Source organism: Candidatus Allofontibacter sp., from assembly GCF_040404065.1.
Lineage (GTDB): Bacteria > Pseudomonadota > Alphaproteobacteria > Pelagibacterales > Pelagibacteraceae > Fontibacterium.
In genome coordinates this window covers 987,262-1,013,368 of sequence record NZ_JBBAJM010000001.1, presented here as the reverse complement: position 1 = coordinate 1,013,368, position 26,107 = coordinate 987,262, and the positions used below count along the sequence as shown (strand labels likewise).

The 26,107-nt window shown below is 29.1% G+C and carries 27 protein-coding genes, 1 tRNA gene, 1 rRNA gene, 1 other RNA gene and 1 pseudogene; 23 read left to right on the top strand and 8 right to left on the bottom strand.

Annotated features, from left to right (window positions below):
- Positions 1 to 85: 85 nt before the first annotated feature.
- The 4 genes and pseudogenes from nadE (at position 86) to AC8IG9_RS05505 (ending at position 4,453) form a co-directional block, all read left to right on the top strand.
- Positions 86 to 820: pseudogene (gene nadE / locus AC8IG9_RS05520) on the top strand (NAD(+) synthase).
- A 446-nt stretch (positions 821 to 1,266) separates the two neighbouring features.
- Positions 1,267 to 2,493, top strand: coding sequence for an O-antigen ligase family protein (locus AC8IG9_RS05515; RefSeq protein WP_507425799.1), 1,227 nt, complete (start codon positions 1,267 to 1,269; stop codon positions 2,491 to 2,493).
- Positions 2,494 to 3,495 carry a hypothetical protein gene (locus AC8IG9_RS05510; protein WP_507425798.1) on the top strand — a complete coding sequence of 334 codons (1,002 nt, stop codon included), beginning with the start codon at positions 2,494 to 2,496 and terminating at the stop codon, positions 3,493 to 3,495. It abuts the gene before it with no gap.
- Between the two features lie 34 nt (positions 3,496 to 3,529).
- The gene (locus tag AC8IG9_RS05505) at positions 3,530 to 4,453 is read left to right on the top strand and encodes a glycosyltransferase family A protein (RefSeq protein WP_507425797.1); all 924 of its coding nucleotides are present in this window, start codon (positions 3,530 to 3,532) and stop codon (positions 4,451 to 4,453) included.
- A gap of 41 nt (positions 4,454 to 4,494) precedes the next feature.
- Here AC8IG9_RS05505 and AC8IG9_RS05500 read toward each other — a convergent pair.
- Positions 4,495 to 4,571 (bottom strand) — tRNA-Met (locus AC8IG9_RS05500).
- A gap of 150 nt (positions 4,572 to 4,721) precedes the next feature.
- On the opposite strand from AC8IG9_RS05500, the gene rrf reads away from it, so the two are divergent.
- The 4 genes from rrf (at position 4,722) to AC8IG9_RS05480 (ending at position 6,028) form a co-directional block, all read left to right on the top strand.
- Positions 4,722 to 4,836 (top strand): 5S ribosomal RNA (rrf, locus tag AC8IG9_RS05495).
- Positions 4,837 to 4,858: 22 nt separating this feature from the next.
- Positions 4,859 to 5,743, top strand: a complete 885-nt coding sequence (locus AC8IG9_RS05490) for an NAD-dependent epimerase/dehydratase family protein (RefSeq protein ID WP_507425796.1) — start codon at positions 4,859 to 4,861, stop codon at positions 5,741 to 5,743.
- Between the two features lie 45 nt (positions 5,744 to 5,788).
- Entirely contained in the window at positions 5,789 to 5,914 is a 126-nt protein-coding gene (gene ykgO, locus AC8IG9_RS05485; RefSeq protein ID WP_017969707.1) for a type B 50S ribosomal protein L36, read from the top strand.
- 3 nt (positions 5,915 to 5,917) lie between these two features.
- Positions 5,918 to 6,028 (top strand): aa3-type cytochrome c oxidase subunit IV, encoded by a 111-nt coding sequence (locus AC8IG9_RS05480; protein ID WP_507425795.1) that lies wholly within the window; start codon positions 5,918 to 5,920, stop codon positions 6,026 to 6,028.
- Between the two features lies 1 nt (position 6,029).
- Here the strand turns inward: AC8IG9_RS05480 and rpsU are convergent, their stop codons facing one another.
- Positions 6,030 to 6,224, bottom strand: a complete 195-nt coding sequence (rpsU, locus tag AC8IG9_RS05475) for a 30S ribosomal protein S21 (RefSeq protein ID WP_029207103.1) — start codon at positions 6,222 to 6,224, stop codon at positions 6,030 to 6,032.
- Positions 6,225 to 6,286: 62 nt separating this feature from the next.
- On the opposite strand from rpsU, the gene mrdA reads away from it, so the two are divergent.
- The 5 genes from mrdA to AC8IG9_RS05450 are packed head-to-tail and all read left to right on the top strand — an operon-like array spanning position 6,287 to position 11,879.
- The gene (mrdA, locus tag AC8IG9_RS05470; protein ID WP_507425794.1) at positions 6,287 to 8,116 is read left to right on the top strand and encodes a penicillin-binding protein 2; all 1,830 of its coding nucleotides are present in this window, start codon (positions 6,287 to 6,289) and stop codon (positions 8,114 to 8,116) included.
- The gene (rodA, locus tag AC8IG9_RS05465) at positions 8,109 to 9,227 is read left to right on the top strand and encodes a rod shape-determining protein RodA (RefSeq protein WP_507425793.1); all 1,119 of its coding nucleotides are present in this window, start codon (positions 8,109 to 8,111) and stop codon (positions 9,225 to 9,227) included. Before mrdA ends, rodA begins: the two co-directional genes overlap by 8 nt.
- A gap of 14 nt (positions 9,228 to 9,241) precedes the next feature.
- Complete coding sequence (locus tag AC8IG9_RS05460) at positions 9,242 to 10,015, top strand: YdcF family protein (protein ID WP_507425792.1); 774 nt, start codon at positions 9,242 to 9,244, stop codon at positions 10,013 to 10,015.
- Positions 10,016 to 10,026: 11 nt separating this feature from the next.
- Positions 10,027 to 10,926, top strand: coding sequence for a DMT family transporter (locus AC8IG9_RS05455; protein WP_507425791.1), 900 nt, complete (start codon positions 10,027 to 10,029; stop codon positions 10,924 to 10,926).
- Positions 10,923 to 11,879, top strand: coding sequence for a D-2-hydroxyacid dehydrogenase family protein (locus AC8IG9_RS05450; RefSeq protein WP_507425790.1), 957 nt, complete (start codon positions 10,923 to 10,925; stop codon positions 11,877 to 11,879). Before AC8IG9_RS05455 ends, AC8IG9_RS05450 begins: the two co-directional genes overlap by 4 nt.
- A 2-nt stretch (positions 11,880 to 11,881) precedes the next feature.
- On the opposite strand, the gene AC8IG9_RS05445 is transcribed toward AC8IG9_RS05450, so the two are convergent.
- From AC8IG9_RS05445 to ssrA, 5 genes are all read right to left on the bottom strand, one after another.
- Positions 11,882 to 12,598 (bottom strand): cytochrome c biogenesis CcdA family protein, encoded by a 717-nt coding sequence (locus AC8IG9_RS05445; RefSeq protein ID WP_507425789.1) that lies wholly within the window; start codon positions 12,596 to 12,598, stop codon positions 11,882 to 11,884.
- Between the two features lie 8 nt (positions 12,599 to 12,606).
- Entirely contained in the window at positions 12,607 to 12,867 is a 261-nt protein-coding gene (gene grxC, locus AC8IG9_RS05440; RefSeq protein ID WP_507425788.1) for a glutaredoxin 3, read from the bottom strand.
- A 176-nt stretch (positions 12,868 to 13,043) separates the two neighbouring features.
- Positions 13,044 to 13,604 (bottom strand): hypothetical protein, encoded by a 561-nt coding sequence (locus tag AC8IG9_RS05435; protein ID WP_507425787.1) that lies wholly within the window; start codon positions 13,602 to 13,604, stop codon positions 13,044 to 13,046.
- A gap of 135 nt (positions 13,605 to 13,739) precedes the next feature.
- Positions 13,740 to 14,120 carry a hypothetical protein gene (locus tag AC8IG9_RS05430; protein WP_507425786.1) on the bottom strand — a complete coding sequence of 127 codons (381 nt, stop codon included), beginning with the start codon at positions 14,118 to 14,120 and terminating at the stop codon, positions 13,740 to 13,742.
- Positions 14,121 to 14,306: 186 nt separating this feature from the next.
- Positions 14,307 to 14,607: a transfer-messenger RNA gene (gene ssrA / locus AC8IG9_RS05425) on the bottom strand.
- A gap of 28 nt (positions 14,608 to 14,635) precedes the next feature.
- On the opposite strand from ssrA, the gene thyX reads away from it, so the two are divergent.
- Positions 14,636 to 15,586, top strand: a complete 951-nt coding sequence (gene thyX, locus AC8IG9_RS05420; protein ID WP_507425785.1) for an FAD-dependent thymidylate synthase — start codon at positions 14,636 to 14,638, stop codon at positions 15,584 to 15,586.
- On the opposite strand, the gene AC8IG9_RS05415 is transcribed toward thyX, so the two are convergent.
- Positions 15,579 to 16,409 carry an Mrp/NBP35 family ATP-binding protein gene (locus AC8IG9_RS05415; protein WP_507425784.1) on the bottom strand — a complete coding sequence of 277 codons (831 nt, stop codon included), beginning with the start codon at positions 16,407 to 16,409 and terminating at the stop codon, positions 15,579 to 15,581. The genes thyX and AC8IG9_RS05415 overlap by 8 nt on opposite strands.
- 70 nt (positions 16,410 to 16,479) lie before the next feature.
- Between AC8IG9_RS05415 and hflK the strand changes: the two genes are divergently transcribed.
- From hflK to AC8IG9_RS05370, 9 genes are all read left to right on the top strand, one after another.
- A complete protein-coding gene (gene hflK, locus AC8IG9_RS05410) occupies positions 16,480 to 17,616 on the top strand; it encodes an FtsH protease activity modulator HflK (protein ID WP_507425783.1) in 1,137 nt (378 codons plus the stop codon).
- Positions 17,616 to 18,503 carry a protease modulator HflC gene (hflC, locus tag AC8IG9_RS05405; RefSeq protein WP_507425782.1) on the top strand — a complete coding sequence of 296 codons (888 nt, stop codon included), beginning with the start codon at positions 17,616 to 17,618 and terminating at the stop codon, positions 18,501 to 18,503. Before hflK ends, hflC begins: the two co-directional genes overlap by 1 nt.
- Complete coding sequence (locus tag AC8IG9_RS05400; protein ID WP_507425781.1) at positions 18,503 to 18,694, top strand: DUF2065 domain-containing protein; 192 nt, start codon at positions 18,503 to 18,505, stop codon at positions 18,692 to 18,694. Before hflC ends, AC8IG9_RS05400 begins: the two co-directional genes overlap by 1 nt.
- Positions 18,691 to 20,130 (top strand): Do family serine endopeptidase, encoded by a 1,440-nt coding sequence (locus AC8IG9_RS05395; protein WP_507425780.1) that lies wholly within the window; start codon positions 18,691 to 18,693, stop codon positions 20,128 to 20,130. Before AC8IG9_RS05400 ends, AC8IG9_RS05395 begins: the two co-directional genes overlap by 4 nt.
- A gap of 11 nt (positions 20,131 to 20,141) precedes the next feature.
- Complete coding sequence (gene miaA / locus AC8IG9_RS05390) at positions 20,142 to 21,056, top strand: tRNA (adenosine(37)-N6)-dimethylallyltransferase MiaA (protein ID WP_507425779.1); 915 nt, start codon at positions 20,142 to 20,144, stop codon at positions 21,054 to 21,056.
- A gap of 44 nt (positions 21,057 to 21,100) precedes the next feature.
- The gene (locus tag AC8IG9_RS05385; RefSeq protein WP_507425778.1) at positions 21,101 to 22,867 is read left to right on the top strand and encodes an acetolactate synthase 3 large subunit; all 1,767 of its coding nucleotides are present in this window, start codon (positions 21,101 to 21,103) and stop codon (positions 22,865 to 22,867) included.
- Positions 22,864 to 23,430, top strand: coding sequence for an acetolactate synthase small subunit (gene ilvN, locus AC8IG9_RS05380; protein WP_507425777.1), 567 nt, complete (start codon positions 22,864 to 22,866; stop codon positions 23,428 to 23,430). Before AC8IG9_RS05385 ends, ilvN begins: the two co-directional genes overlap by 4 nt.
- Positions 23,427 to 24,446: a ketol-acid reductoisomerase gene (gene ilvC / locus AC8IG9_RS05375; RefSeq protein WP_507425776.1), complete on the top strand. Its 1,020-nt coding sequence runs from the start codon at positions 23,427 to 23,429 to the stop codon at positions 24,444 to 24,446. The genes ilvN and ilvC overlap by 4 nt, the downstream gene beginning before the upstream one ends.
- Positions 24,447 to 24,542: 96 nt before the next feature.
- Complete coding sequence (locus tag AC8IG9_RS05370) at positions 24,543 to 26,102, top strand: 2-isopropylmalate synthase (protein ID WP_507425775.1); 1,560 nt, start codon at positions 24,543 to 24,545, stop codon at positions 26,100 to 26,102.
- Positions 26,103 to 26,107 lie beyond the last annotated feature (5 nt).

Genomic DNA, 26,107 nt, shown 5'->3' with positions numbered 1-26,107 from the left:
ACAATATAGCTTTTTAGCTTCTTTAAATTTTTATTAAAAATAAGTTTATATATTACAAAGTTAATAATAAAATAAAAATATTAATATGAAATCAGCTTATAGAATCAAACATATTGTAAAGTGGATTAAAGATTATTGTAGTTCCATGGAAAAAAAACCTGACTGTTTAGTAGTTGGAGCATCAGGCGGAATAGATTCCGCGGTTGTTAGTACACTTTCAGCTATGACTGGCATGAATATGAAAGTTTTATCTATGTCCATTCGCCAACTGAAATCTTTGGATGATTTAAGCAAAGCTCAAATTCAATGGTTAAAAATTAAATTTAAAAATGTAGATGGCATCATTGTTAATTTAGATGATGCGTTTAAAGCTTTTGAAAAAAAATTATCAAAGTTTAATAGCGAACTTGCATTTGCAAATAGTAGAGCAAGACTTCGAATGGCAACTCTTTATCAAGTTGCAGGAGTAAATAATGGAATAGTTGTTGGCACCGGAAATAAGGTTGAAGATTTTGGAGTTGGGTTTTATACAAAATATGGCGATGGCGGAGTTGATATTTCGCCTATTGCAGATTGTATGAAATCGCAAGCGTGGGAAATGGGATGAGAGCTTAGGCTTTTAATAGAAATTATTGATGCACCACCGACAGATGGACTATGGGCAGATGGTAGAACAGACGAAGGTCAATTGGGTATGTCATATTATGAGCTTGAAAAGGGTATGTTAGATCGAACTGATAAAAATCATGAAAAATATTTAGAGATTAGAAAAAGAAATCTTCATAAAATGAATCCAATTACAGTTTGTAAGTTCAATTAAAATTCAATTGTTTAACTAAAAATTAGCAATATTTAAGTAAAATAATTTTTTCTTTTTTAATAATTGAATTTCTATATTTTTATATAGAATTACTATAGTATTAAATTTCTATGCCCGCTTTCAATTTACAAAAAAATTATAAAGCCTCAACTTTCTTGAAATTAATTTTATTTTTATTTCCATTTTTTTTGATTTCAGGAGCTTTTTTACCTGATCTTATTATTTCTTTTTTATCTCTATTTTTTTTATTTTTTTTTTACAAATTAGAAAATAAATATTCTTTAAATAGTAAAATATTTTTTTTTTTTTTAACTTTTTATTTTTATATTATCTGTAATTCTTTTTTTTCTTTTAATAGAATTATCTCTTTTCAGTCTTCCGTTCCCTATATACGAATGATATTATTTTCTTTTTGTTTGGCTTATTTATTAAATAACATTAAAAATTTGCTTAAAATTATACTTATTAGCTTAATACTAAGTTACATTTTTTTATTAGCAGATTCTATATATCAATTAACTACTGGATTTAACATTACAGGACACGCCTCAACTTATAGAATAAGTAGTTTTTTTGGACGTAAATTAGTAATGGGAAGTTTTGTTTCAAGAACTTTGCCTATAGCTTTGTCTATTATTTTTTTCATTGAAATTAAATATCGTCAACTACTTCAGATATTTATAATCTTAGTTGCAGGAGTATTAGTTTATTTAAGCGCCGAAAGATTAGCTTTTGCGTATTATTTAATTACTTTAATTTTTTTTATAATACTTACGTACAATAAAAAAAATTTATACAAAGTTATATTGCTAATCTTATTTGTTTTTTTTTCTCTTTATCTTATAAAACCAAGTTCTTATGAACGCATAATTACGCATACAATAAAACAATCAAAAACAACAAATTATTTTGGATTTAGTTATAGACATGAATTGCATTTTTTTACAGCTCTGAATTTATTCAATGATAGTAAATTAATTGGTCATGGTCTTAAATCATTTAGATTTCTTTGTGAGAATAATAATTATGCGCCTATAAAGAAAATAATTAATGATAATAGGAATTTTTCGCCGATAAACGGAGTAATAAAAATTTTAAAGCATGAAGGCAATAAAAAAAAATTTCTTATTTTAGATAAAAATATTTACCCAAACTATAAGGATGATTTTATTATTTTTGAAGAAGATTTTAATGGAAAAACCTTACTAAAATTAAATGATAAAGAATATTTATTTATTCAGCCTTTGAGTGAAACTAAAATTGATGAAGGGATTTATTATTATGCTTTTTTTGGGGCGTTTAATAAATTCGATATTAAAAATAATCAATTAGTTAGCAAAGGTGATTATTTAGGTTCTAGTTATGAATTTTTAAATGGGTGCAATACTCATCCTCATAATATATATCTTGAATTCTTATCTGAGCTAGGAATATTGGGACTCTTATTTTTGTTAGTTGGATTATTTTTTATATTATTTAAGCTTTTTATAGCAATTAAAAATATTTTTTATAAAAATAAGATAAATTATAACTGCTCTTTATTTTTTGCACTACTTGGAATATTTGTAAGTATTTTTCCACTTTTTCCCTCTGGAAGTTTCTTTAATAATTGGCTTTCTGCAATTTTTTATTTTAATTTTGGTTTTGTTTTATTTTTTTTACAAAAGAAATAAATGATCAATTTATACATAACATTGGTTCTGATTAATTTATTTTTTATCTTTTATTTTAAGAATATTGCTCAATATATTAATTTATTCGATAAACCAGATAATAAACGTAAATTTCATAAAGGAAAAATTGCAAATATTGGGGGTTGTCTAATTTTTTTTAATTTACTAATTTTTTTTATTTATTACTTGTTAAATAAAAACTATTTTTATAGTAATAATTTTAATTTTTCTGAGAAAGAATTCTATATATTTTTTATTTTTAGTTTTCTTTTTTTTGTCTTAGGTTTTTTAGATGACAAATTTACAATATCCCCAAATATAAAGTTATTTATTTTTGCATCTATTATTTATTTTTTTTTAATTTTCAGCAATAATATTTTAGTTAAACAAATTAATTTTTCTTTTTTATCTTTTTCTTTAGATATTTCAAAAATTTCTTTCGTATTTACATTAATCTCATTTTTATTATTTATTAACGCCTTTAATATGTTTGATGGAATTAATCTTCAATCAGGTATTTATTCATTATTTTTATTAGTAATATTTTTAATAATTAATTTTTCTGTAGTAATTATATATGTTTTAATTTTCCCGTTATTAACTTTTATTTATTTAAATTATAAAAATAAGTGTTTTTTTGGAGATAATGGTAGTTTGTTAATTTCATTCATTTTGTCTTTTTTATTTATAAAAAGCTACAATTCTAATTATATAATTTATGCCGATCAAATCTTTTTGTTAATGTTCATTCCTGGTATTGATTTGTTAAGATTGGCGATCACAAGAATTTTTAATCATAAACACCCCTTCGAGGCAGACAGGGATCATTTTCATCATAACATTTTAAGAAAAATCGGATTAAACAATACCTTATTAATTATTTTCTCTATTATAATAGTTCCCAATATTCTCTCTTTAACTCTTGGGGGAACTTTGTATTTTACATTGTTTTCAGCAATACTATATTTTCTTCTTCTTTTTTATTTTAAGAAATATTATTAGTAATTTTATCTGATAACTAAAATTATTTTAATATATGTTTACTAGAAATACCTCCTTAATAGTACCCACTCGTAATAGAGCTGGTCTTTTATTTAAAACGTTAAATCAATTTATTAAATATAAAATAAAGTTTGAAGAGATCTTAGTTATAGATAGCTCCGATAAATATGATGAATTATTTGCTAAAAAAATTTGCAAAAAGTTTTCAGTTAAATTTTACCGATCAAAGCCCTCTACTTCTTTACAAAGAAATTTAGGCTTAAAATTAAGAAATAAAAATAATCAATTTGTAATGTTTTTGGATGATGATATTTTTTTTTTTAAAGACTCTTTTATAAGAATGAATAAAAGCGTAAATTTATACAAAAATGATAATAATATTTCAGGATTTGGTTTTAATCTTATCACCAATAAAAAAAAAAGTTTTTTGGATTCAATAAAGAGAAGCGGCGTTATTAAATCATTGAACCTTTATTCTGACCGACCTGGCGTAGTTACTAAAAGCGGTTGGCAAACAATAGTTTCTAATATTAAATCCAATGTTTTGGCGGAATGGTGCACTACTCAGGCGGTAATTTACAAATCTAAATTTATAAAGAATATATACTTTAATAAAAATTTAGGAGCATATAGTTATTTGGAGGATTTAGACTTCTCTTTTAAAGTAAATAAAAATAATAAAAAAATTTTAGTTAATTATTCTTCTAAATATAAGCATCCTAATGAAATTAAAAGAAATAACTTAAGTTTTGGTATTGTAGAGATATTTAATAGATTTATTATTGTTAAAAGTAATCAGTTGAATTTAAAATTATTTTTTTTGGGATCTTTTGTAAGATTTTTTCTATCTTTATTTAATATGTTTAAAGGTGAATTTAATTCTTTTTTTAGAGCATGTGGTAACCTTGCAGGAATAATTAAATCATTTTTTTATGTATTATTAGGTATTATAGAATAATTATAAAATTTAGATCCTCTTTATATAAAGAATATTTAATTTGGTTGCGGGGCTTGGATTTGAACCAAGGACCTTCAGGTTATGAGCCTGACGAGCTACCAGACTGCTCCACCCCGCGATAAAGTTTTTTTAGTTATAGCACTATATTTTAATTTATCTACTTATCTGAAAGCGGTTCTGGTTTATTAATAGAAAATCATTTTGATTATTAACTGATATAAAATTCAATTATATTTACAAAAGAATACTATTTATGTATAAAAACACGCCTGGTGATTATTGCAAAGGAGTAACACCCGATCCCATTCCGAACTCGGCAGTTAAGCCCTTTAGCGCCAATGGTACTTTGTCTTAAGGCACGGAAGAGTAGGTCGTTGCCAGGCTTTTATTCTCATTGATATATTAATGAAAAATATAATAGTAGTTACGGGAGGAGCAGGTTTTGTTGGCTCTAATCTTATCCAAGAGCTAATTAAAATTAAAAAATATAAAATTTTAAGTTTAGATAATTATTCTTCAGGAAAAACTTCTAATCATTTAAGAGGTTCGGGGTTGAAATATTTAACAGGTAATACCAATAGTATTTCAAATATTTTATCAAGATATAAAAATAAAATTCATACTATTTTTCATTTCGGAGAATTCTCAAGAATATATCAAAGTTTTGATAAATTTCGAGAATGTTTTAATTCCAATATCCAAGGCAGCGCAGAATTATTTAATTTTGCTTTAGAAAACAAAATTAAATTAATTTATTCAGCTACATCTGCAAGCTTAGGTAATAACGGAAAAGACATGAACTTATCACCTTATGCTTTTACTAAAGCAAAGAATTTAGAGTTATTGGAGAATTTAAAAAAATGGTTTAATTTTAAATATGAAGTAGTTTATTTTTATAATGTTTATGGACCAAGACAAATATGCAGAGGTGATATGGCTACAGTAATTGGTATATTTGAAGAAAATTTTAAAAATAAAAAACCATTACCTATCGTTAAACCTGGCACCCAGACAAGAAGATTTACACATATCCAAGATACCATTAATGCATGTATTGTTGCTTGGAAGAAGAATGAATGTCGGCATTACAGTGTAGCAAGCAATAAGTCTTACAGTATTAACCAACTTGCAGGAATGTTTAATTGTAAAATTAAATATTTGCCTAAAAGACCAGGAGAGCGTTTTTCTTCAAGTTTAAAAATAATGAATTTAACTAATAAAGTCATAAGGATTAAGGCAAAAATCAAACTTAAAGATTATATAAAGGATTTTTTGAGTAAAAGTTTTTAAGTTTTCTTTACAAAGATAAAATTAGCATATATTTAAGTTAATTATATGAAAGTAGTGAGTTCGTTAAAATCTTTAAAAAAAAGAGATATTAATTGTAAAGTAGTAAGAAGAAGAGGAAAACTTTACGTTATAAATAAAAAAAATCCAAAGTTTAAAGCAAGACAAGGTTAGTATATGGATATTAATCCTCAAAAAGAAACTTGGTCTAATTTTAAAAAACTAACACTTTATGTGTCAATCTCTGTTATTTTTATTTTAGTGTTGATGGCTGTATTTTTACTATAGATTAGTAACGGGCTTTAAGTTTTTTGAATTTCTTAACTCTTCTTGTGTTTTCGTCTTTCTCTCTCTTTTTTCTTTCAGAGGGTTTTTCGAAATGACTTTTAATTTTTAATAATCTAAACACTCCTTCTCTCTGTAATTTCTTTTTAAGAGCTCTTAGAGCTTGCTCTAGATTATCATTTTTAACTTCTATTTTAATATTTGCTTACCTCCAAAAAGTGTGCTGAATTAACATTTTGATGATATATTGTCTAGATTTTTATGAAGTTTTTTAAGCACAGACCAACAGAAGGTCACCATACAAAACCTAGCGTAATTAATAGACGAAAAGCAATTTTAACGACTGCAAAATATACCTTTTTTGGTTTAATAGGTTTGAGACTTTTGTGGCTACAAGTTTTTCAAAGAAATAAGTATTCAATTTTATCAGATAGAAATCGATTTAAAGAATGGAAGATTGCAGCAGAAAGAGGATTAATATTAGATAGATTTAATAACAAGATAGCCGAAAATCGTCAGCTTTATAGAATTGCTTTGATTAAAGGTGACGTAACTGACCTTGATTTTGTTTTGGTTACATTAAATAAATTCTTAAAATTAGATCATGATTTAATTGAAAAAACAAAAACAGATTTTATAAAATTAAGAAAATTCCAACCTTACGTTATAAATAGAAATTTATCATGGGGTGAATTTTCAAAAATAAATAGCAATTTATTTATTTTAAATGGAGTGCAGCCATTTATTTCAATGGAAAGGCATTATAATTATCCACATCAATTTGCCCATATATTGGGTTACGTTGGATCTCCTAATGAGAATGATCTTCAGAATCAACAAGATGATTTATTTAGAACACCAGGAATTAAGATTGGAAAACTCGGAATAGAAAAGATTTTAAATAGAGAGTTAATTGGCATACCTGGATTTACAAGATTTGAAGTAAATGCGGCAGGAAGAGCCATTAGAACAGTAGAATTTGTTGATGGTGTAAGTGGTAAACCATTAAAAATATCGCTTGATCTTGAGCTTCAAAAATTAGCGTATGAAAAATTAGGAAGGTATGCCGCATCAGCAGTTGTAATGGATGTTAAAACAGGAGAACTTTTGGCATGTGTCTCAACACCTTCTTTTGATACAAATAAATTTGCTTTTGGAATTACTCAACCAGAATTTAATGAACTTCTTAAAAATGAGAGAAAACCATTAATTAATAAGTTTTTATCTGCACAATATTCACCCGGATCTACAATAAAACCAATAATTGCTCTGGCTGCATTAGAAAATAAAATTATTGATCAGGATTATACTCATTTTTGTCCAGGCAAAATAGAATTATATGGTCAAGAATTTTATTGTTGGAAAGATGGAGGACATGGAAGAGTTAATTTAAAAGATGCCATAAAAAAATCATGCGACGTTTATTTTTATGAAGTTGCAAGGTTGTTGGGGGTTGACAGAATGGCAGAAGTAATTAGAAAATTTGACTTCGGTGAGTTGGTTTTAAAAAATTTCGATGAAGAAAAAAAAGGTTTAGTACCAGATACCAAATGGAAGAAAAATGTTTTAGGAAAACCTTGGTTATTGGGAGAGACTTTAATTAGTGGAATAGGTCAAGGTTATGTATTGGCCACACCAATCCAAATTTGTAAATCAATAGCGCAATTTGCAAATGGTGGTTTTGTTGTAGAGCCTACATTTTATACTGATCAAAAATCTAAACTAAAACGAATGGATTTTGATTCTGACAATATTAAAATTATAAATGAGGCTTTAATTGCCGCAACGAATGAACAAGGGGGAACATCTTACGGTTCTAGATTGACAGGAAATTTAAAATTTTGTGGTAAAACTGGAACTTCTCAGGTTACAAAATTAACCATGAAGGATAGAGAAGATAATGCAAATCCAAATGCAAGACCATATATATATAGAGATCATGCACTTTTTGCTGGATTTGGACCAATAGAAAATCCAAAGTATGCCATAGCAGTTGTAGCGGAACATGCCGGTGCCGGATCAAGGGTTGCCGCCCCAATTGCTAGCAGTATGTTTGATTTTTTATTAAAGAAAAGGTTGCAAAATGCCTGACAGGATAAAAGTTTCTAATGTATTTTTATTAATTGAAAAGTTTCAAAAGTTAGACAGAGCTCTAATAAACATGGTTTTGTTATTAGGATTCATAAGTATTTTATGTTTGTACTCAATAGACAAGGGCCAGACCAATCTTTGGCTAAGGCATTTACTTAGATTTTCTTTTGCATTTTTAATTCTAATTTCAGTTGCTTTCACAGATTTAAGATTTTGGTTTCGTTACGCTTATCATTTTTATTTTTTTGTATTATTTTTATTGGTTGTTATAAAATTTGTAGGTTTTTCAGCAAAAGGAGCTGCTCGTTGGCTAGATTTTGGATTTTTTCACATCCAACCATCGGAGTTAGCAAAACTAGCAATCATATTGGTTCTTGCAAAATTCTACAACTTAGTAAAAGTTGAAAATATTAATAAGTTATTTTCTCTACTTGTCTCTGGAATTTTAATATTAATTCCGTTTTTGTTAGTTTTAAGACAACCTGATTTAGGAACCGCAGTATTAATTTTAGGAGCAGCACTTGGAACTTTGTGGATTGTTGGTGTGAATCGAAAGTTTTTTATTTCTGGTATTGTAATTGTAATTGTAAGCTTCCCTTTTATTTTTGCAGCGATGAAGCCCTATCAAAAACAAAGAGTAGTGAATTTTTTTAATACAGAAAGAGACCCATTAGGTGCCAACTACCAAGTTATCCAAGCAAAAATTGGAATTGGATCAGGAGGAATTTTTGGAAAAGGATATTTGAAAGGATCTCAAAGTTCTCTAGATTTTGTGCCAGAAAATCATACGGATTTTGTATTTTCTCATTTTGCTGAAGAATTTGGATTAGTTGGATCTTTATTATTACTGTGGCTATTCTTTTCAATTATTAAGAGAGTAACTTTTATTGGAGATCAGAGCAAAAACAATTTTACAAAAATATTTTGCTATTCATTTGCTTTTAATTTTTTCTTATACATTGCAATAAATTTAGGAATGGTTACAGGTTTATTACCAGTTGTTGGAGTTCCATTACCTATATTATCATATGGAGGAACTGCCATGCTAACTAACATGATTGGCTTTGGGATTGTTCTTAATTCGAAATTATATGCAGAGGATTTCATTTAATTTAAATATTTTTTATGGAATTTTATTTATCAAAAATAATTAATTTTACATTTGAACCCTTTAATATTTTATTTGCGATTATATTAGTTCAAATTTTTGTAATATTCTTTTTAGATTCAAAGAAATTAGTAGAAAATTTATCTAAATTTTTTTTAGTCGCTTTTTTATTTTTTGGCTACATTCCTTTAAGTGGTTTTGTCCTTAGTAAAATAGAAGATTATATTGAGCCATCAAGATATCCAATCAATCAACTAACTGGAATTGTAGTTTTAGGTGGAAGTTTTGATTCAGGTTTAGAGTCCAAAGAAAGAAATGAAGTTTCTTTAAACAATAGCTCTCAAAGATTAACTAAGGCATTAGAGATTTATAAGAAAAATCCAAAAGTTTTGATATTATTTTCTGGATATTCAAATTCAATAAATCCTAAAGGCTGGAATGAGTCAGAAATGGCCAGAAAGTTTTTTTTAGATCAAGGAGTTAGGATGGATAATTTAATCCTAGAAGATAAATCAAGAAATACATTTGAGAATATTAAATTTTCTAAAGATATTATTAATAATTATAGAGGAACATGGGGCTTGGTTACTTCCGCTAATCATATGCCAAGATCTTTTTTTACATTTAAAAAACTAGGCCTTGTTTTAGAGCCTATAAGCACTGACTATAAAACTGGACCAAGTAAAACGTTTTGGCTAAATTTTAGTATTGAGAAAGGTTTGCATCATTGGTCAATAATATTTCATGAAATAATAGGTCTCGTTTATTATAAGGTTACAAATAAGATTTAAATATTTTTAAAATGATTAATAAAAACATTAAAGCATATATCATGCTTACATTATGTTCTTTGTTTTGGTCTGGAAATTTTATTGTTGGAAAATTTGCAACACTTTATGAGGTCCCGCCCTTAACATTAAATTTTTTTAGATGGTTAATAGTTTGGATAATTTTAATTCCTTTTACGTTAAAAGATATTATTAAAAATTTTAAAATTATAAAAAATAATTTTTATTCAATTTTCTTAATGTCAATTACCAGTATTAGCGTTTTTAATTCAGTTGTTTATTATTCTCTAAATTACACTCAGGTTTTAAATGGCGCCTTAATGATTTCAACGATACCAGTGTTGATTATTTTTATATCATTTGTTTTTAAGACAGAAAAAATTAATTTCAATCAAATCCTGGGCGTTATTTTTTCCATAATAGGAGTTATTACCATCGTTACCAGATTAGATTTTTTTAAATTAATTAATTTAGATCTTAATAAAGGCGATCTTTGGCTGCTAATTGCAATGTTATCTTGGGCGATTTATTCAACAATGTTAAGAACTTATAAAATACCATTAAAAGCTTTAACTTTTATATCAATAATAGTTTCAATTGGTCTAATTTTTCTACTACCACAATTTTTATTTGAATATAAAAATCATCAAATAATCCAATTTAATTTTCCAGTGATTTTAATTACTAGCTATGTTGTTTTATTTGCTGGGTTGGGAGCTTATATATTTTGGAATAAAGGAGTATCTATCGTAGGTCCAAATAAAGCAGGAATTTTTTTACATCTTATGCCGGTATTTAGTTCTTTTATGGCAATATTTATATTAAATGAAAAACTAATGAGTTTTCATATCATTGGCGGAGGTGTAATTATTTTAGGAATATACCTTTCCTCAAAAAAAACTTTGTTAAAATGAAAGTTGCAATTTTAGACGATTATCAAAACGTTTCATTAATCCTCGGAAACTTTGAAAAATTAAATAAAGATTTCAATTTTCATGTTTTTAATCAACCATTTGCGAATGAGGATGATGTAATTGAAAAATTAAAAGATTTTGAGATTTTATTAGTTATGAGAGAAAGAACTCCTATAACCAAAAATATTATAAACAATTTAAAAAAATTAAAACTTATAATTACAAGCGGAATGAGAAATAAATCTATTGATCTTCTTTCAGCGAAAGAAAAAAATATTCTTGTCTGTGGAACAGATTCAAAATCGAACTCAACAGTAGAACTTACTTGGGCTTTAATATTAGGACTTGCAAGAAATGTAAGAGAAGAAGCAGAAAATATGTACCAAGGTTATTGGCAGACAACATTAGGATATGAACTAAAAGGAAAAACTTTAGGCATTATTGGTCTTGGAAAAATAGGATCACAAGTTGCAAAGGTAGGAATAGCATTTGGCATGAATGTCATAGCTTGGAGCGAAAATCTTAAACTTTCTGTAGCAAAAGATAACCAAGTATTAGCTGTAACTAAAGAAGAGTTATTAGAGAAATCTGATTTTGTTACAATTCATACAGTTTTAAGTGATCGTACAAAGAATTTGATAAAAAAAAAAGATCTAGAGATAATGAAAGATGCAGCTTTTTTAATCAATACTTCAAGAGGTCCGATAGTGAATGAGTTTAATTTAGTTGAGGCTTTAGAGAAAAATATCATAGCAGGAGTTGGTCTTGATGTTTATGACATTGAACCTTTACCTGAAAATCATAAATTAAGATTTTTGCCTAATGCACTTTTATTGCCACATTTAGGCTATGTAACTAAAGAAAATTATGAGATTTTTTATTCTCAAATGTTTGAGAATTTGCAAGCTTTTAAAGACGGAAAGCCTATTAGAATTATTCAGATGCTTAATTAGAGCTATCCTAATTTTTGTAAAAATGGGAAGAATTGAATTAAGTAAAAACCAATTATCTGAAGTTTTCCAATCACAATGAAAATACCAGTAATTAGTAATATAACTCCAGAGATTTTTTTTATTTTATTTAAATAAGATTTGCTTTTTTTGGAAAATATTAAAAATTTTTTTATAATTAAACTTGAAATAACAAAAGGTATTGCAAGACCCAAGGAGTAAAAGGTCAGTAGTAATATGCCTTTAGAAATAGAATTTTCCATTGATGCGTAGGCTAAAATTGAACCAAGAATTGGACCAATACAAGGAGTCCATCCAAATCCAAAACCTATACCAACTATAAATGGGAATAAAAGATTGTTAGAAAATTTTACATTATAATTGCCAAGATTTTTGTTTAAAAAATTAATTTTTATTAATTCTAATAAATAAATACCAAAAAAAATAATTACCAAACCAGAAATAATTGATAAAATTTGAGAATTGTGTAGTAAAAAACTTCCAATAAAAGTAGCTGTTGCTCCAAGAGAAATAAAAACTAATGAAAACCCAAAAGAGAAAGATAAAGATTTTTTTAAAATAAAATTCTTAGATTTTAAATCTAGTTCATTAAGTGTAGCCCCGCAAATAAATGAAACATATCCAGGAATCAAAGGAAGCACACAAGGAGATATAAAACTTATTAAGCCAGCAAAAAAAGCTATAGAAAGCGATACAATCATTAAGTTCTTTATTCGAGACCTAGTAATTTATCTAATTTTTTTTCCTGGTCTAATTTATGAATTTTATCACAGTCACCAATATGAATATTGTCAGCAAATATTTGAGGAACCGACCTTGCTCCATTTGCCATAGCAGACATTTTTTCTCTTAAAACCTGATCATTAGACACGTCAATTTCAGAGAATTTAATTTTTTTTTTATTTAATAATGATTTTGCTTTTACGCAAAAGGGACAATAATTTGTTGTGTATATTTCTATTTTTTTCATAAAAACGGGGCGTTCTGTTACACGCCATCCAACGAATTAGTATCATAAAATATAACTTTTTGAAATTCTTCATTGAAACTTCGTTGTAAATATACTCTTCTTTGTCTTCACTTTGTCTTTGGACTTCGTTGTTAGTATTTTTCTATATGATTTTACTCATTCATTTTTAAGTATTATTAAAAATTTCGAAATCTTTGGTTAATGTCTATTTTTTTAATAAAAGTCATGTCGTATAAAACTTTAATTTTTTCGACTGCGCCGCCATAAATTGTTAAATTTAATTTTTCTAAATTGCAGCAGTGTGGAATTCTTAAGAAAAAAGAATAAAGAAATAAGAATATGACTGTTACAATTGTTAAAAATATATTTTTTGAGTTACTTTTTATATTTGAGTTTAAAGTTTTTTTTAATAGTGGAAATTGAGAATAATAAGCAAATAATGTTATTATGATTATGTGCATCCATCTTCCCCAATCTCTTGCTATTGGAAAAAGTAAAAAAATTGGTGCTATTGATAAAATTACCAACAAATTATTTTTAAGGTGAATATTTTTTTTGTAATTTAAATAATTAAAAAAAATGACTATAGGCAATAAGAATATTAAAAATATTGATAAATATCTAATAATGTTTTCAAAGGTAAACATGTACCCTCCTTCAATTTGAAGACGAGAAATGATGCTGTTATTTGCTATAGATTCAAAAATCCAAAAATCAAGATTATTTTTATTATTCAAGTTATTAAATATTGATTTACTCAAATCCAAAGTAAGCGGATGTGTAATAATTAAATAAGTTGGAATTAATAATAATAAATATAAGTAAATTTTTTTATTTAAATTATTTTTTTTGTAAAAAACGTTTGAAGAAAGCTAAACATGATAAGGTATTAAAAATATCATTGTATCGCTTATAAAAATAATGATTACAATTAAAGGCAAGATAATAAATTGAAGTTTTTCGATATATTTTTTCTCGTTCAATAACCCTTGATTGAATTTCTTTACAAAATAAGCGTGCAGCAACACTGTGGTAATAGTCATAATCTCAAATCTTGCATAACCGCCCAAATCATAGAATGAAAATAATATTAATGCTGGGTTTAATGAAAAAAATGTAAATATTATAAAATTTTTTGAATACTCCTTAATTAATGCAAAAAAGATAAAAATATTAATTAATGTAAATAAATAAAAAAAAGTTGAAAAGAAATATTTTATCGGAATATTTAAATATTTATTCGAAGCAATCATTATAGTTCCAAACAAACCTCTTCTCACAAGTCCTTAGGAGTAATTTATGTGCGACTCAGTGTACGTCCAAACATTAATGACCTTAAATAATGAAAATATGTAAACGCTTGTAAATGCAACAAGAATATAAAGTAATATAATTAAGTAATAATTTTTGTAAAATTTATCAGACATCAAAAAAATTAAAGTGGGGCGTTCTGTTACCCGGTGCCCCTGACCGTGCTTATCTAATTAATAAATTAATTAGGCAGCGAGAGCAAATTGTTCATTTGCGTTTATATTTTTAGTCCTTTGCGGTGGTACTATACCGAACGAAAGAAAAGCCTTTAGACATTAGTCGATTCTAGTTCACCCCCATAAGTTGAATTTGGTGGAGGTGCAGGGTACCGCCCCCTGGTCCTCAATGTTTATTACGAATCTCGTTTATCGTTATAGTTGGAAAACCAACACTGATAATATAAGACTTTGAATCGTCAAATTAAAGATATATTTAAAATTTAAGTATTTCGCAGATAATGGAACTAACTTCAGAACAAAAAAAAGAAATCCAGGAACAACAATCTCAGAATAACTCTACAAAAAGAGTGACTTCTCCTGAGCTTGAGAAGGTTCTTTATGAAGCTATACCAGTCTTAGACCATGGATTTATAAGGGTCATAGATTACATGGGGGACGACAGTTCAATTGTTCAGTCAGCTCGAGTTTCTTACGGGAAAGGAACTAAGAAAGTCTCAACTGACGAAGGTTTGATTAGATATTTAATGAGGCATTGGCATAGCACTCCATTTGAAATGTGCGAGATAAAGTACCATGTAAAGCTACCAATTTTCATAGCAAGACAGTGGATTAGACACAGAACAGCTAATGTAAATGAGTACTCAGCAAGATATTCTATATTAGACAAAGAGTTTTATATTCCGGCAAAAGAGCAGTTATCAGCACAGGCAACTAATAATCGACAAGGTCGAGGTGATTTGATTACGGGCCAACAAGCCGATGAAGTTCTTAAAATTTTAAAAGATGATGCAGTGAGAACTTACGACAATTATGAAAAAATGCTGAATGAAAGATTTGATGGAACAATTATCGATGAAAAAAGATCTGGTCTGGCAAGAGAACTTGCAAGAATGAATTTAACATTAAATTCATATACTCAGTGGTATTGGAAAACCGATCTTTTAAATCTCATGAATTTTTTATTTTTAAGAGGAGATAGCCACGCACAGTATGAAATTAGAGTTTATGCTGAGACAATGTTAGAAACAGTTAAAAAATGGGTTCCAATCACTCACGCCGCATTTTTAGATTATAGAGTTGGTGCTGCTCATTTGTCATCGAAAGGATTAAAAATTGTAAAATCAATGATCAATGGAAATAAAGTCGGCTATGAAGATTCTGGACTTAGTAAAAGAGAGTGGAATGAATTAATGGAAGTAATAGATAAAAAAAATCTTATAGTTATTTAATTATTTTTGTAATTTTATTCGCAATTTCTAAGAACAATTTTGAAACCTGATGATCTTTAAATTGATCTACAAAAGATAATCCTTCATCTGAGTTCTTCCTAAGATCTATATTAATTGGTATTTGTCCCAAAAGTTCAATATTAAATTTACTTGCTATATTCTTTCCACCATCTTTTCCAAATATAAAATATTCAACACCATCCTCTGACGTAAAGCTTGTCATATTTTCAATAATTCCTAATATTTTAACGTTTGTTCTTTTAAACATTTCAATTCCTTTTTTTACATCAATAACAGCAATATCCTGAGGAGTTGTTATAATGACTGCGCCATCAATATCTATTTCTTGAGAAAAAGTTAAAAGAGCATCTCCTGTCCCAGGAGGTAAATCTATAATTAAAAAATCAATGTCCTTCCATAAAACTTTATGAGCAAAAGTTTTTATAGTACTTGCAACCATAGGACCTCTCCAAATCATCGGTGTTTCCTCTGAAACCATAAATCCTATCGACATGCACTGAATGTTAAATTTTTTAATTGGAATTAGATTTATACCGTCTTCACTTTTAGGTTTTTCTGCTATGCCCATCATTTTTGGAATGGAAGGACCATAGATATCTGCATCTAAAATACCGACATTATAATTTAAATTTTTAAGAGAGATTGCAAGATTAACAGCGATGGTAGATTTTCCAACACCCCCTTTGCCGCTGGATACAGCAATAATTTTTTTTACCCCATTAATTTTATTTTTTTTAAATGGATTTTTAGGAGCAATTTGGTCCATAAAATTTTTACTAAGATTAGCTTCTTTTTCGTTCATTTTTCAGCATTGTAATTTTCTTTTAAATAACCATTTAAACCTATATTAATAGGCAAATTTTTTAAACATTATGTCATTAATTAAGGATAATAATAATAGTAATATTTTAAGAAAAGAATCTCCTTGGGGAGCTCCCAGCAAAAATAATAAGCAACCAAGCCCTCAGAGCTCAGAAGACTCTAACGATTTAACTCAGAAATTTCAGGATGGTTTAAAAAATATTTTTGGAGGAAATGGAAAACAAGATGCTAAAAAACCAATAATATTTTTTATTATTGGAGCAATTACTATTTGGGCTCTAAGTGGATTTTATCGAGTGGATGCCGATGAGCAAGGAGTTGTTTTAAGATTTGGAAAATACACAAATATGACTCAGCCAGGACTGAACTATCATTTACCTTACCCAATTGAATCCGTGATGACACCAAAAGTTACCAGGGTTAATAGAGTAGATATTGGATTTAGATCGTCAGGAGATGTTTCTAGATCTGGAGCAATCAGCGAAATTAAAGAAGAGAGCGCAATGTTAACCGGAGATGAAAATATAGTTGATATTAATTATTCAGTTTTTTGGGTTATAAAGGATGCTGGTAAATATCTTTTTAATGTTCAAGACCCTCAAGGAACTATCAAGGCAGTAGCAGAAACTGCTATGCGGGAAATTATTGCAAGAAAAAAAATTCAATCAATTTTGACGCAAGGCAGAACTGATATTGAAACTGAAGCTCACAAAATAATGCAACAGATATTGGATCAATATAACTCTGGAGTTGAAGTTACCCAGGTTCAGGCGCAAAAATCAGATCCCCCTGCACAAGTAATCGATTCATTTAGAGATGTTCAGGCCGCAAAGGCAGATAAAGAACGTCAACAAAATGAAGCACAAGCTTATGCTAACGATGTTATTCCAAGAGCAAGAGGAGAGGCAGCTAAGATTGTGCAGGATGCCGAAGCTTATAAAAGAGAAGTAGTTGCGCAAGCAGAAGGAGAAGCAAGTCGATTTATTGCAATATATAATGAGTACGCCAAAGCAAAGACTGTTACTCAAGAAAGAATGTATCTTGAGACTATGGAAAAAGTTTTGTCTGGTGTAAATAAAATTATTATAGATAAGCAATCAGGTTCAGGAGTCGTTCCTTACCTTCCTCTTCCTGATTTAAAAAAAAATTCTAATAATGAACAAAGAAAATTGGAGATTAAAAATTAATGTCAGATAAAATTTTAAAAATTTTAATTGCTACAATTTTATTTACTGGATTATTACTGTATTCAACTTTCTTTATTGTTCAAGAAACTCAACAAGCCATAGTACTTCAACTAGGAGAGCCAAAAAAAGTTTACAAAGATGCTGGTCTTTATTACAAAATTCCACTTCTTCAAAATGTTCAGTTAGTAGACAAGCGTGTTTTAGATATAGATGCTCCCGCAGAAGAGGTTATAGCATTAGATCAAAAGAGAATAATAGTTGATGCCTATGCTAAATTTTTAATTACCGACCCTTTAAAATTCTACATATCCGTAGGCAATGAAAGAGTTGCTCAATCTAGAATGTCATCAATTATTAATGCTAAAATTAGAGGTGTATTAGGCAAAGAAAACTTAGTTAATTTAATATCTTTAGATAGAACAAAATTAATGAACAAAATTACCAAAGAGGTTGCTGAAGAGGCAAAAGACTTTGGAATTAATGTTATTGATGTTCGTATTAGAAGAGCCGATCTTCCAAGTGCAAACAGTGAAGCTATTTTTAAAAGAATGCAAACAGAAAGAACTCGTGAAGCAAAAGAATTTAGAGCAGAGGGTGCTGAGCTTGGGCAAACAATTAAATCTAAAGCAGACAAAGAGGTTACCATTATATTAGCCGAGGCTAGAAAAACTTCTCAAATTTTAAGAGGGGAAGGTGACGGATTAAGGAATAAAATATTTGCTGAAGCCTTTGGAAGAGATCCTGAGTTTTTTAGTTTTTATCGAGCAATGCAATCTTATGAGAAATCACTTCTTAGCGGTGGCGAAACTTCCTTAGTATTATCTCCCGACAGTGAATTTTTTAGATATTTTGGAGAATCGGGACTGCATAAGATATTAAAAAAATAATGGATGAGATATTTATAGCTGTAGGCTTATTGCTATTTATTGAAGGCATACTTTATACTATATTCCCAGTAAGCATGAAAAAAATGTTAAACTCTATGAAAGATTTATCAGAGCAAAAGTTAAGAGTGGGCGGATTTATTTTTGCTATAATAGGATTTATTATAATTGCTTATATAAAAAAAATTAAATGAAGAATTTATTTAAAAACATAAAGAATTTTTTATTAATTACAATTTTTAATGTAATTTTAATTACAAATTTAAATTCAAAAGAAGTACCGGATTCATTTGCAGATTTAGTTGAAAGATTAATGCCATCAGTTGTTAATATATCAGCAACAAGAGTTGTCGAAACGAGAGCGCAAAACCCATTTCCATTTCAATTTCCACCAGGATCACCATTTGAAGATTTATTTAAAGAATTTGATAAAAACGGAGTTCCTCAAAAAAGAAAAACTCAGTCTTTAGGATCAGGATTTATTATTGATAAGACAGGAATTATTATTACTTGTAACCACGTTATTCAAGGTGCTGAGGGGATATTTGTTAAATTAACAAATGGAAAAGAATATGAGGCAAAAGTTATAGGAACAGACCCAACAAGTGATATTGCCATAATCAAAATAATTTCAAAAGATCCTTTAAAAGCAGTTGCGTTTGCAGATTCAGACAAGTCTAGAGTTGGCGACTGGGTTATTGCAATCGGAAACCCGTTTGGGTTGGGAGGGACGGTTACGGCTGGAATTATATCTGCGAGAAATAGAGATGTAAGTATTGGAAAATATGATGACTTTATTCAAACTGATGCAGCGATTAATCAAGGAAATTCTGGAGGACCATTATTTAATACTAGAGGGGAAGTAGTCGGAATTAACAGCGCGATACTTTCTAATACAGGTGGATCAGTTGGAATTGGTTTTTCAATTCCAGCTAATTTTGCAAAAAATGTTATTGATCAAATTACAAAATTTGGAGAAACAAAAAGAGGATATATAGGTGTTAGAATTCAAGAAGTTACAAAGGAAATTGCAGATAGCTTAGGTTTAAAAAGTCAAGAAGGAGCTTTGGTGTCCAGCGCTACCACAGGAGGTCCTGCGGATAAGGCAGGCATTGAAGCTGGTGACATCATATTAGAATTTAACAATAAAAAAGTTGATAATATGAGAAAGCTTCCAAAGATTGTCGCACAAACTCCAATAGGAGAGAATGTTGAAGTTAAAATTTGGAGAAATAATAAAATATTAACTAAGCAAATTTCAGTTACAAGACTTGAAGATACTAGTGAATATAAAAGTGAGAATAGCAAACCTTCTCCTAGTTCATTTGCAACTATCAAAGAACTCGGAATAAAAATTAGAAATATTAATAGTCAAGATGTGGAAAAAAGACCTAATTTGAAAAACAAAAAAGGAGTTTATATTGTAGAAATTGAAAGTAATAGTCCGCTGTCACTACTTCCTGTTCAGCAAGGTGATATCATAATTGGTGTTTCTAATATTCAAGTTAGCGATGTAAAGAATTTTGAAGAGATTTTTAAAAGAGAAATTAAAAGAAATTTAAATTCAATCTTATTAACCTTAGTTGATATTAACAATCAAAATAAATTTATTGGTGTAAAAATTAAATAAAATTTTTGCCCATGAAAAAAATTATTCTCATTTCAGGACCAACAGGTTCTGGAAAATCAGAAATAGCTCTTAAGCTTGCAAAAAAACTTAATGGAGAAATAGTTAATGCAGACAGCATGCAAGTTTATAAGGAAATTAGAATTTTATCAGCAAGACCAGATAATTATTTTAATATACCGCATCATTTATACGGAAGTATTTCTGTAAAAAATAATTTTTCAGTAGGTGAGTGGATTAAAAAATCAGAATTAATATTAAAAAAGATTTTAAAAAAGAATAAACAGCCTATTATTGTGGGCGGAACGGGTTTGTATTTTAAATTATTAACAGAAGGTATTTCTAATATTCCGAAAATACCAGATAAAATTAGGACACAATCAAGAAATTTAAATAAGAATTTGGGTAATGAAGAATTTTATAAACTACTTGTTAGAATAGACCCTTTAATTAAGAATAAAATTAAAAAAAATGACACTCATAGACTTATTAGAGCTTATGAAGTTTTTTTATCTACCAAAAAATCTTTAATTATTTGGCAAAAAAAAAATAAAAGTTCTTTTGCAAATTTTGAATTTGTTAAGATTTATATAAGTCCCGAAAAGAGTTATTTAGAAAAAATAATACGTCTTCGTTTAAAAAAAATGTTTGAGAATAAAGCAATTGATGAAGTTGCAAAATTTTTAAGATTAAAAATCAATCCAAGTTTGCCAGCAAATAAAATTTTAGGCATTGAGGAAATTAAACAGTATTTAAGTAAAAAGATTTCATTAGAAGAAGCCTTTGAAGGGACATTTATAAGAACTAGAAGGTATATAAAGAGACAGAAAACATGGTCACGCGGACATATGAAGGATTGGAAAAGGATTTATAACTCCAATTTTGATATTTTAACTAAAAAAATTATAAATTTAACTTCTTCATCTTGACCGTTAAATTAACTAGTTTAGATTAAGTTTTTCGATAAATTCTTATGGCTAAACAGTTAACAGGAGCTGAGATTGTATTTAAAGCATTAGCTGATCATGATGTTGAATATATTTTTGGTTATCCAGGAGGAGCAGTCCTGCCTCTTTATGACGAGTTAGTAAAACATAAAAATATAAAACACATTCTTGTAAGACATGAGCAGGGAGCTGGTCATGCAGCAGAAGGCTATTCAAGGTCATCAGGAAAGCCTGGAGTTGTTTTAGTAACCTCTGGTCCTGGAGCAACAAATATGGTCACAGCTTTGACTGATGCTTATATGGATTCAATCCCATTAGTTTGTATTACAGGGCAAGTGCCAACCCATTTAATAGGAACGGATGCTTTTCAAGAATGCGATACAACAGGCATCACAAGACCCTGCACAAAACATAACTGGTTAGTAAAAGATATTAACGATCTTCCAACAATAATTCATAAAGCTTTTCATATAGCAACATCTGGAAGACCAGGACCAGTTTTGGTTGATATTCCAAAGGACATTCAGTTCCAAAAAACAGAATATATAAAAAAAGAAGATGTAATTAAAAAAATAAATAAAGTTGCTACAGAGATAAATTTAAAAGAAATAGAAAAAATCATTGATTTAATTGTTAAGTCAAAAAAACCTATCATTTATTCTGGGGGTGGTGTCATAAACTCTGGAGATAAAGCCTGTGAACTTTTAAAAGATTTAGTTCGCATAACTGCATTTCCTATAACATCAACTTTGCAAGGGCTTGGCGCTTATCCAGGAGAAGATCATCATTTTGTTGGAATGCTTGGAATGCATGGAACGTACGAGGCAAACAATGCCATGCATGATTGCGATTTGATGATAAATATTGGAGCGCGTTTTGATGATCGTATTACTGGAAAGATTGATAAATTTTCTCCAAAATCAAAAAAAGTCCATATTGATATTGACCCATCATCTATAAATAAAATTATAAAAGTTGATCATGCAATTGTTGGTGATGTTGGAAATGTTTTGAATAAGTTGATAACAGTTTTTAAAAAAAAATATCCAAATTTTAAAAATTCAAATAAAGAAAATATCAGTGAATGGTGGAAGCAAATTAATAAATGGAGAGAAAAAGACTGTTTAGCTTTCCCACAGGGTAACAAAACAATAAAGCCTCAATACGCCATTCAAAGATTATATGAGCTTACAAAAAACCAAGATACATTCATTACAACTGAAGTTGGCCAGCATCAAATGTGGGCTGCTCAATATTATAAATTTCAAAGACCCAAAAGATGGATGACTTCTGGAGGACTTGGAACTATGGGTTTTGGGCTTCCGGCTGCAATTGGTGTTCAATTAGCAAATCCTGGAAAATTAGTTGTTGATATTGCTGGAGAAGCTTCGATCCTGATGAATATTCAAGAATTATCTACGGCGGTACAATACCGTCTGCCTGTTAAAATATTTATTATAAATAATCAATATATGGGCATGGTTAGACAGTGGCAGGAGTTATTACATGAAAAAAATTATTCAGAAAGTTATTCTGAGGCCCTTCCAGATTTTGTTAAGCTTGCAGAAGCTTATGGCGCTGTAGGTATTAGAGCTCAAACTCCTAATGAACTAGATTCAAAAATTAAACAAATGTTAAGTTCTGATAGACCTGTTCTTTTTGATTGTAGGGTAGAAAAAATTGAGAATTGTTTTCCAATGATACCTTCAGGAAAGGCTCATAATGAAATGATTTTAGGAGCTAAGGATGAGGAAGACACAAAAATATCTAAACAAGGGAAGGTTTTGGTATGATAAAACAGTTGTCTGCTTATTCGGAATCTTCATCAAAAGAGACTGTAGAAAGACATATCATGGTTGTTTGGGTTGATAATGAATCAGGAGTTTTAGCAAGAGTAGCAGGTTTGTTCTCTGGAAGAGGTTATAACATTGAGTCATTAACGGTTGCCCAAGTTGATGATGAAAAACATATATCAAGAATAACTATAGCAACCAACGGAACTTATTCAGTCATTGAGCAAATCAAAGCTCAATTATTAAAGCTTATACCAGTTTATAAAGTTGCCTCTTTTAAAGTTGATGATAAATCAATTTTTAGAGAGTTAGCTTTGATCAAAGTTATAACCGATAAAAAAAATCTTGAAAAAGCTAAAAAAATTTGCAATTCTTTCGGTGCGCAATATCTTGATACAACTAAAACTTCTTTTATTGTCGAATTTAATTCTACAAGACGAGAAATTGACCGTTTTATTAAAGAATTGAAACCGTATGGATTGGCAAGTATTGCGCGAACAGGTCCTTTGGCAATGGCAAAAGGATCGGAGATAACAGAAGTAAATAAAGGAAAGGTATTATGAAAATTTTTTATGAGAAGGACGCAAATAAAGATTTAATTAAATCTAAGAAAGTTGCAATTTTTGGCTTTGGCAGTCAAGGACATGCGCATGCACTTAATTTAAAAGACAGCGGTGTAAAAGAAATCGTAGTTGCTTTGCGAGAAGATTCTCCTAGTCGTAAAAAGGCTGAAGCTAGTGGTCTGAAAGTTATGAATTTATCAGATGCCGCTGAATGGGCAGACGTTGTAATGATTTTAACACCAGATGAATTGCAAGCTCAAATTTATAAAAATCACATTGAACAACGCATGAAGCAAGGAACATCATTAGCTTTTGCTCATGGATTAAATATTCATTTTGATCTTATTAGTGCACGAAAAGATTTAGATGTGTTTATGATAGCTCCAAAAGGACCTGGTCATTTAGTTAGAAGTGAATATCAAAGAGGTGGGGGAGTTCCATGTTTAATGGCAGTGCATCAAAATGGTTCAGGCAAAGCCAGAGATTTAGCGTTGTCATACGCAAGTGCAGTAGGCGGTGGAAAATCAGGAATCATTGAAACTACATTTAAAGAAGAGTGCGAAACAGACTTGTTTGGTGAACAAGCTGTATTGTGCGGTGGCTTAGTTGAATTAATTAAAAAAGGATTTGAGACATTAGTCGAAGCTGGTTATGCACCGGAAATGGCATACTTCGAATGTCTACATGAGGTTAAACTTATTGTAGACTTAATTTACGAAGGCGGGATTGCTAATATGAATTATTCAATTTCAAATACAGCCGAATACGGAGAATATATTTCTGGGCCAAAAATCATCGATGACAAAACCAAAGCTAGAATGAAAGAAGTTTTAGCAGATATTCAATCTGGAAAGTTTACTAAACTTTGGATGGATGAGAATAAAATTGGTCAGAAAAACTTTTTAAAGATGAGAAAAGATTTGTCCGAGCACCCAATAGAAAAAGTTGGAGAAAAACTCAGAGCTCTAATGCCTTGGATTGGAAAGAATAAGCTCGTTGATAAGAATAAAAATTAAGATTGCTTAATAAAATTAAGCTTTCTTAAGAACGTCTAAAAAGTATCTAATATTATAAGTAGATTTTTAATTTTAGCTAAATTAAGTTTGTAGAATATGGCAAAAAGCAATAATAGAATTATTATTTTTGACACTACCCTGCGTGACGGAGAGCAGTCTCCAGGAGCATCCATGAGTGTTGAAGAGAAAATCACAATAGCCAAAGCTTTTGAAGACTTAGGTGTCGATGTAATGGAAGTTGGTTTTCCAGCCGCTTCTAAAGGAGATTTTCAGGCCGCAACAGAGATTGGTAAGATTTTAAAAAAAGCTATTCCATGTGGTTTAGCAAGAGCATCAAAGTCAGATATAGAAAAGTGCAGAGACGCTTTAAAATTTTCGAAAAATTATAGAATACATACTTTTATATCAACAAGCGATTTGCATATGAAATTTAAATTAAAAAAATCTCCAAAAGAAGTTTTGGAGTTAATTAAAGATAGTGTTTCTTTAGCAAAAAAATTTACAGATGATGTGGAATGGTCACCAGAAGATGGCACCAGAACAAATTCAGATTTCTTATGCAAAACAGTTGAGCTTGCAATTAAATGCGGAGCAACAACAATTAATATTCCAGATACCGTTGGTTATACTGTTCCTGAAGAATACTACAAAACTATAAAACTTTTATTTGATAAAGTTCCAAATATTGACAAGGCGGTTATTTCAACTCATTGCCACAATGATCTTGGTTTAGCAGTAGCAAATTCTTTGGCAGGTGTGAAAGCAGGAGCCAGACAAATTGAATGTACAATTAATGGTATAGGAGAACGTGCAGGTAATGCAGCATTAGAGGAAATTGTAATGGCGATGAAAACAAGAAATGATTTAATGCCATATACTACCGGCATTAATACTAAAAAGATTAGTAGTTGTTCAAAATTGGTAGCCAACGTTACTGGCTTTCCAGTGCAATTTAATAAAGCGATTGTAGGAAAAAATGCTTTTGCTCATGAATCTGGAATTCACCAAGATGGAATGTTAAAAAATAAAAAGACTTATGAAATTATGACTCCAGAGAGTGTTGGAGTTACAAAATCATCATTAATAATGGGAAAACATTCTGGAAGAAATGCTTTTAAGGATAAGGCTTCAGAACTTGGTTATCCTAATTTAGATGAAGAATTTATTAATAATGCTTTTGCTAAATTTAAAGATTTGGCAGACAAGAAGAAACATGTTTTTGATGAAGATATTATTGCTTTAATCGATGATGATTTAATGAAGCATAATAATGCCGTTAGCTTAAAATCATTAGAGGTTTTTGCAGGAACAAAAGGCCCTCAAAAAGCTATCATTGAGTTAACAATTTATGACGAAGTAAAAAAAGTTGAGTGTGAAGGAGACGGGCCTGTTGATGCAATTTTTAAAGCAATAAAAAAAATCTACCCTCATAATGCCAATCTTCAGCTTTACCAAGTCCAAGCTGTAACAGAGGGGACAGACGCACAGGCTACAGTTAGTGTAAGAATTGAAGAAAAAGGCAAGATTTCAGTGGGACAAGCAGCTGATACAGATACACTTGTTGCTTCGGCAAAAGCGTATATAAACGCATTAAATAAATTAATTATTAAGAGAAAAAGAACAGCGCCAAGCCCAGACTTGAGTGCATCTGCTTAATTAAA

Coding starts and splice junctions, on each gene's coding strand:
- AC8IG9_RS05400 (WP_507425781.1), top strand. CDS start 18,503: ATGGATGAGATATTTATAGCTGTAGGCTTATTGCTATTTATTGAAGGC.
- AC8IG9_RS05490 (WP_507425796.1), top strand. CDS start 4,859: ATGAAAAATATAATAGTAGTTACGGGAGGAGCAGGTTTTGTTGGCTCT.
- AC8IG9_RS05450 (WP_507425790.1), top strand. CDS start 10,923: ATGAAAGTTGCAATTTTAGACGATTATCAAAACGTTTCATTAATCCTC.
- rodA (WP_507425793.1), top strand. CDS start 8,109: ATGCCTGACAGGATAAAAGTTTCTAATGTATTTTTATTAATTGAAAAG.
- AC8IG9_RS05445 (WP_507425789.1), bottom strand. CDS start 12,598: ATGATTGTATCGCTTTCTATAGCTTTTTTTGCTGGCTTAATAAGTTTT.
- AC8IG9_RS05460 (WP_507425792.1), top strand. CDS start 9,242: ATGGAATTTTATTTATCAAAAATAATTAATTTTACATTTGAACCCTTT.
- mrdA (WP_507425794.1), top strand. CDS start 6,287: ATGAAGTTTTTTAAGCACAGACCAACAGAAGGTCACCATACAAAACCT.
- thyX (WP_507425785.1), top strand. CDS start 14,636: ATGGAACTAACTTCAGAACAAAAAAAAGAAATCCAGGAACAACAATCT.
- AC8IG9_RS05430 (WP_507425786.1), bottom strand. CDS start 14,120: ATGATTGCTTCGAATAAATATTTAAATATTCCGATAAAATATTTCTTT.
- miaA (WP_507425779.1), top strand. CDS start 20,142: ATGAAAAAAATTATTCTCATTTCAGGACCAACAGGTTCTGGAAAATCA.
- AC8IG9_RS05395 (WP_507425780.1), top strand. CDS start 18,691: ATGAAGAATTTATTTAAAAACATAAAGAATTTTTTATTAATTACAATT.
- AC8IG9_RS05505 (WP_507425797.1), top strand. CDS start 3,530: ATGTTTACTAGAAATACCTCCTTAATAGTACCCACTCGTAATAGAGCT.
- grxC (WP_507425788.1), bottom strand. CDS start 12,867: ATGAAAAAAATAGAAATATACACAACAAATTATTGTCCCTTTTGCGTA.
- ilvN (WP_507425777.1), top strand. CDS start 22,864: ATGATAAAACAGTTGTCTGCTTATTCGGAATCTTCATCAAAAGAGACT.
- hflK (WP_507425783.1), top strand. CDS start 16,480: ATGTCATTAATTAAGGATAATAATAATAGTAATATTTTAAGAAAAGAA.
- AC8IG9_RS05480 (WP_507425795.1), top strand. CDS start 5,918: ATGGATATTAATCCTCAAAAAGAAACTTGGTCTAATTTTAAAAAACTA.
- AC8IG9_RS05370 (WP_507425775.1), top strand. CDS start 24,543: ATGGCAAAAAGCAATAATAGAATTATTATTTTTGACACTACCCTGCGT.
- AC8IG9_RS05455 (WP_507425791.1), top strand. CDS start 10,027: ATGATTAATAAAAACATTAAAGCATATATCATGCTTACATTATGTTCT.
- ykgO (WP_017969707.1), top strand. CDS start 5,789: ATGAAAGTAGTGAGTTCGTTAAAATCTTTAAAAAAAAGAGATATTAAT.
- AC8IG9_RS05415 (WP_507425784.1), bottom strand. CDS start 16,409: ATGAACGAAAAAGAAGCTAATCTTAGTAAAAATTTTATGGACCAAATT.
- AC8IG9_RS05385 (WP_507425778.1), top strand. CDS start 21,101: ATGGCTAAACAGTTAACAGGAGCTGAGATTGTATTTAAAGCATTAGCT.
- hflC (WP_507425782.1), top strand. CDS start 17,616: ATGTCAGATAAAATTTTAAAAATTTTAATTGCTACAATTTTATTTACT.
- ilvC (WP_507425776.1), top strand. CDS start 23,427: ATGAAAATTTTTTATGAGAAGGACGCAAATAAAGATTTAATTAAATCT.
- AC8IG9_RS05510 (WP_507425798.1), top strand. CDS start 2,494: ATGATCAATTTATACATAACATTGGTTCTGATTAATTTATTTTTTATC.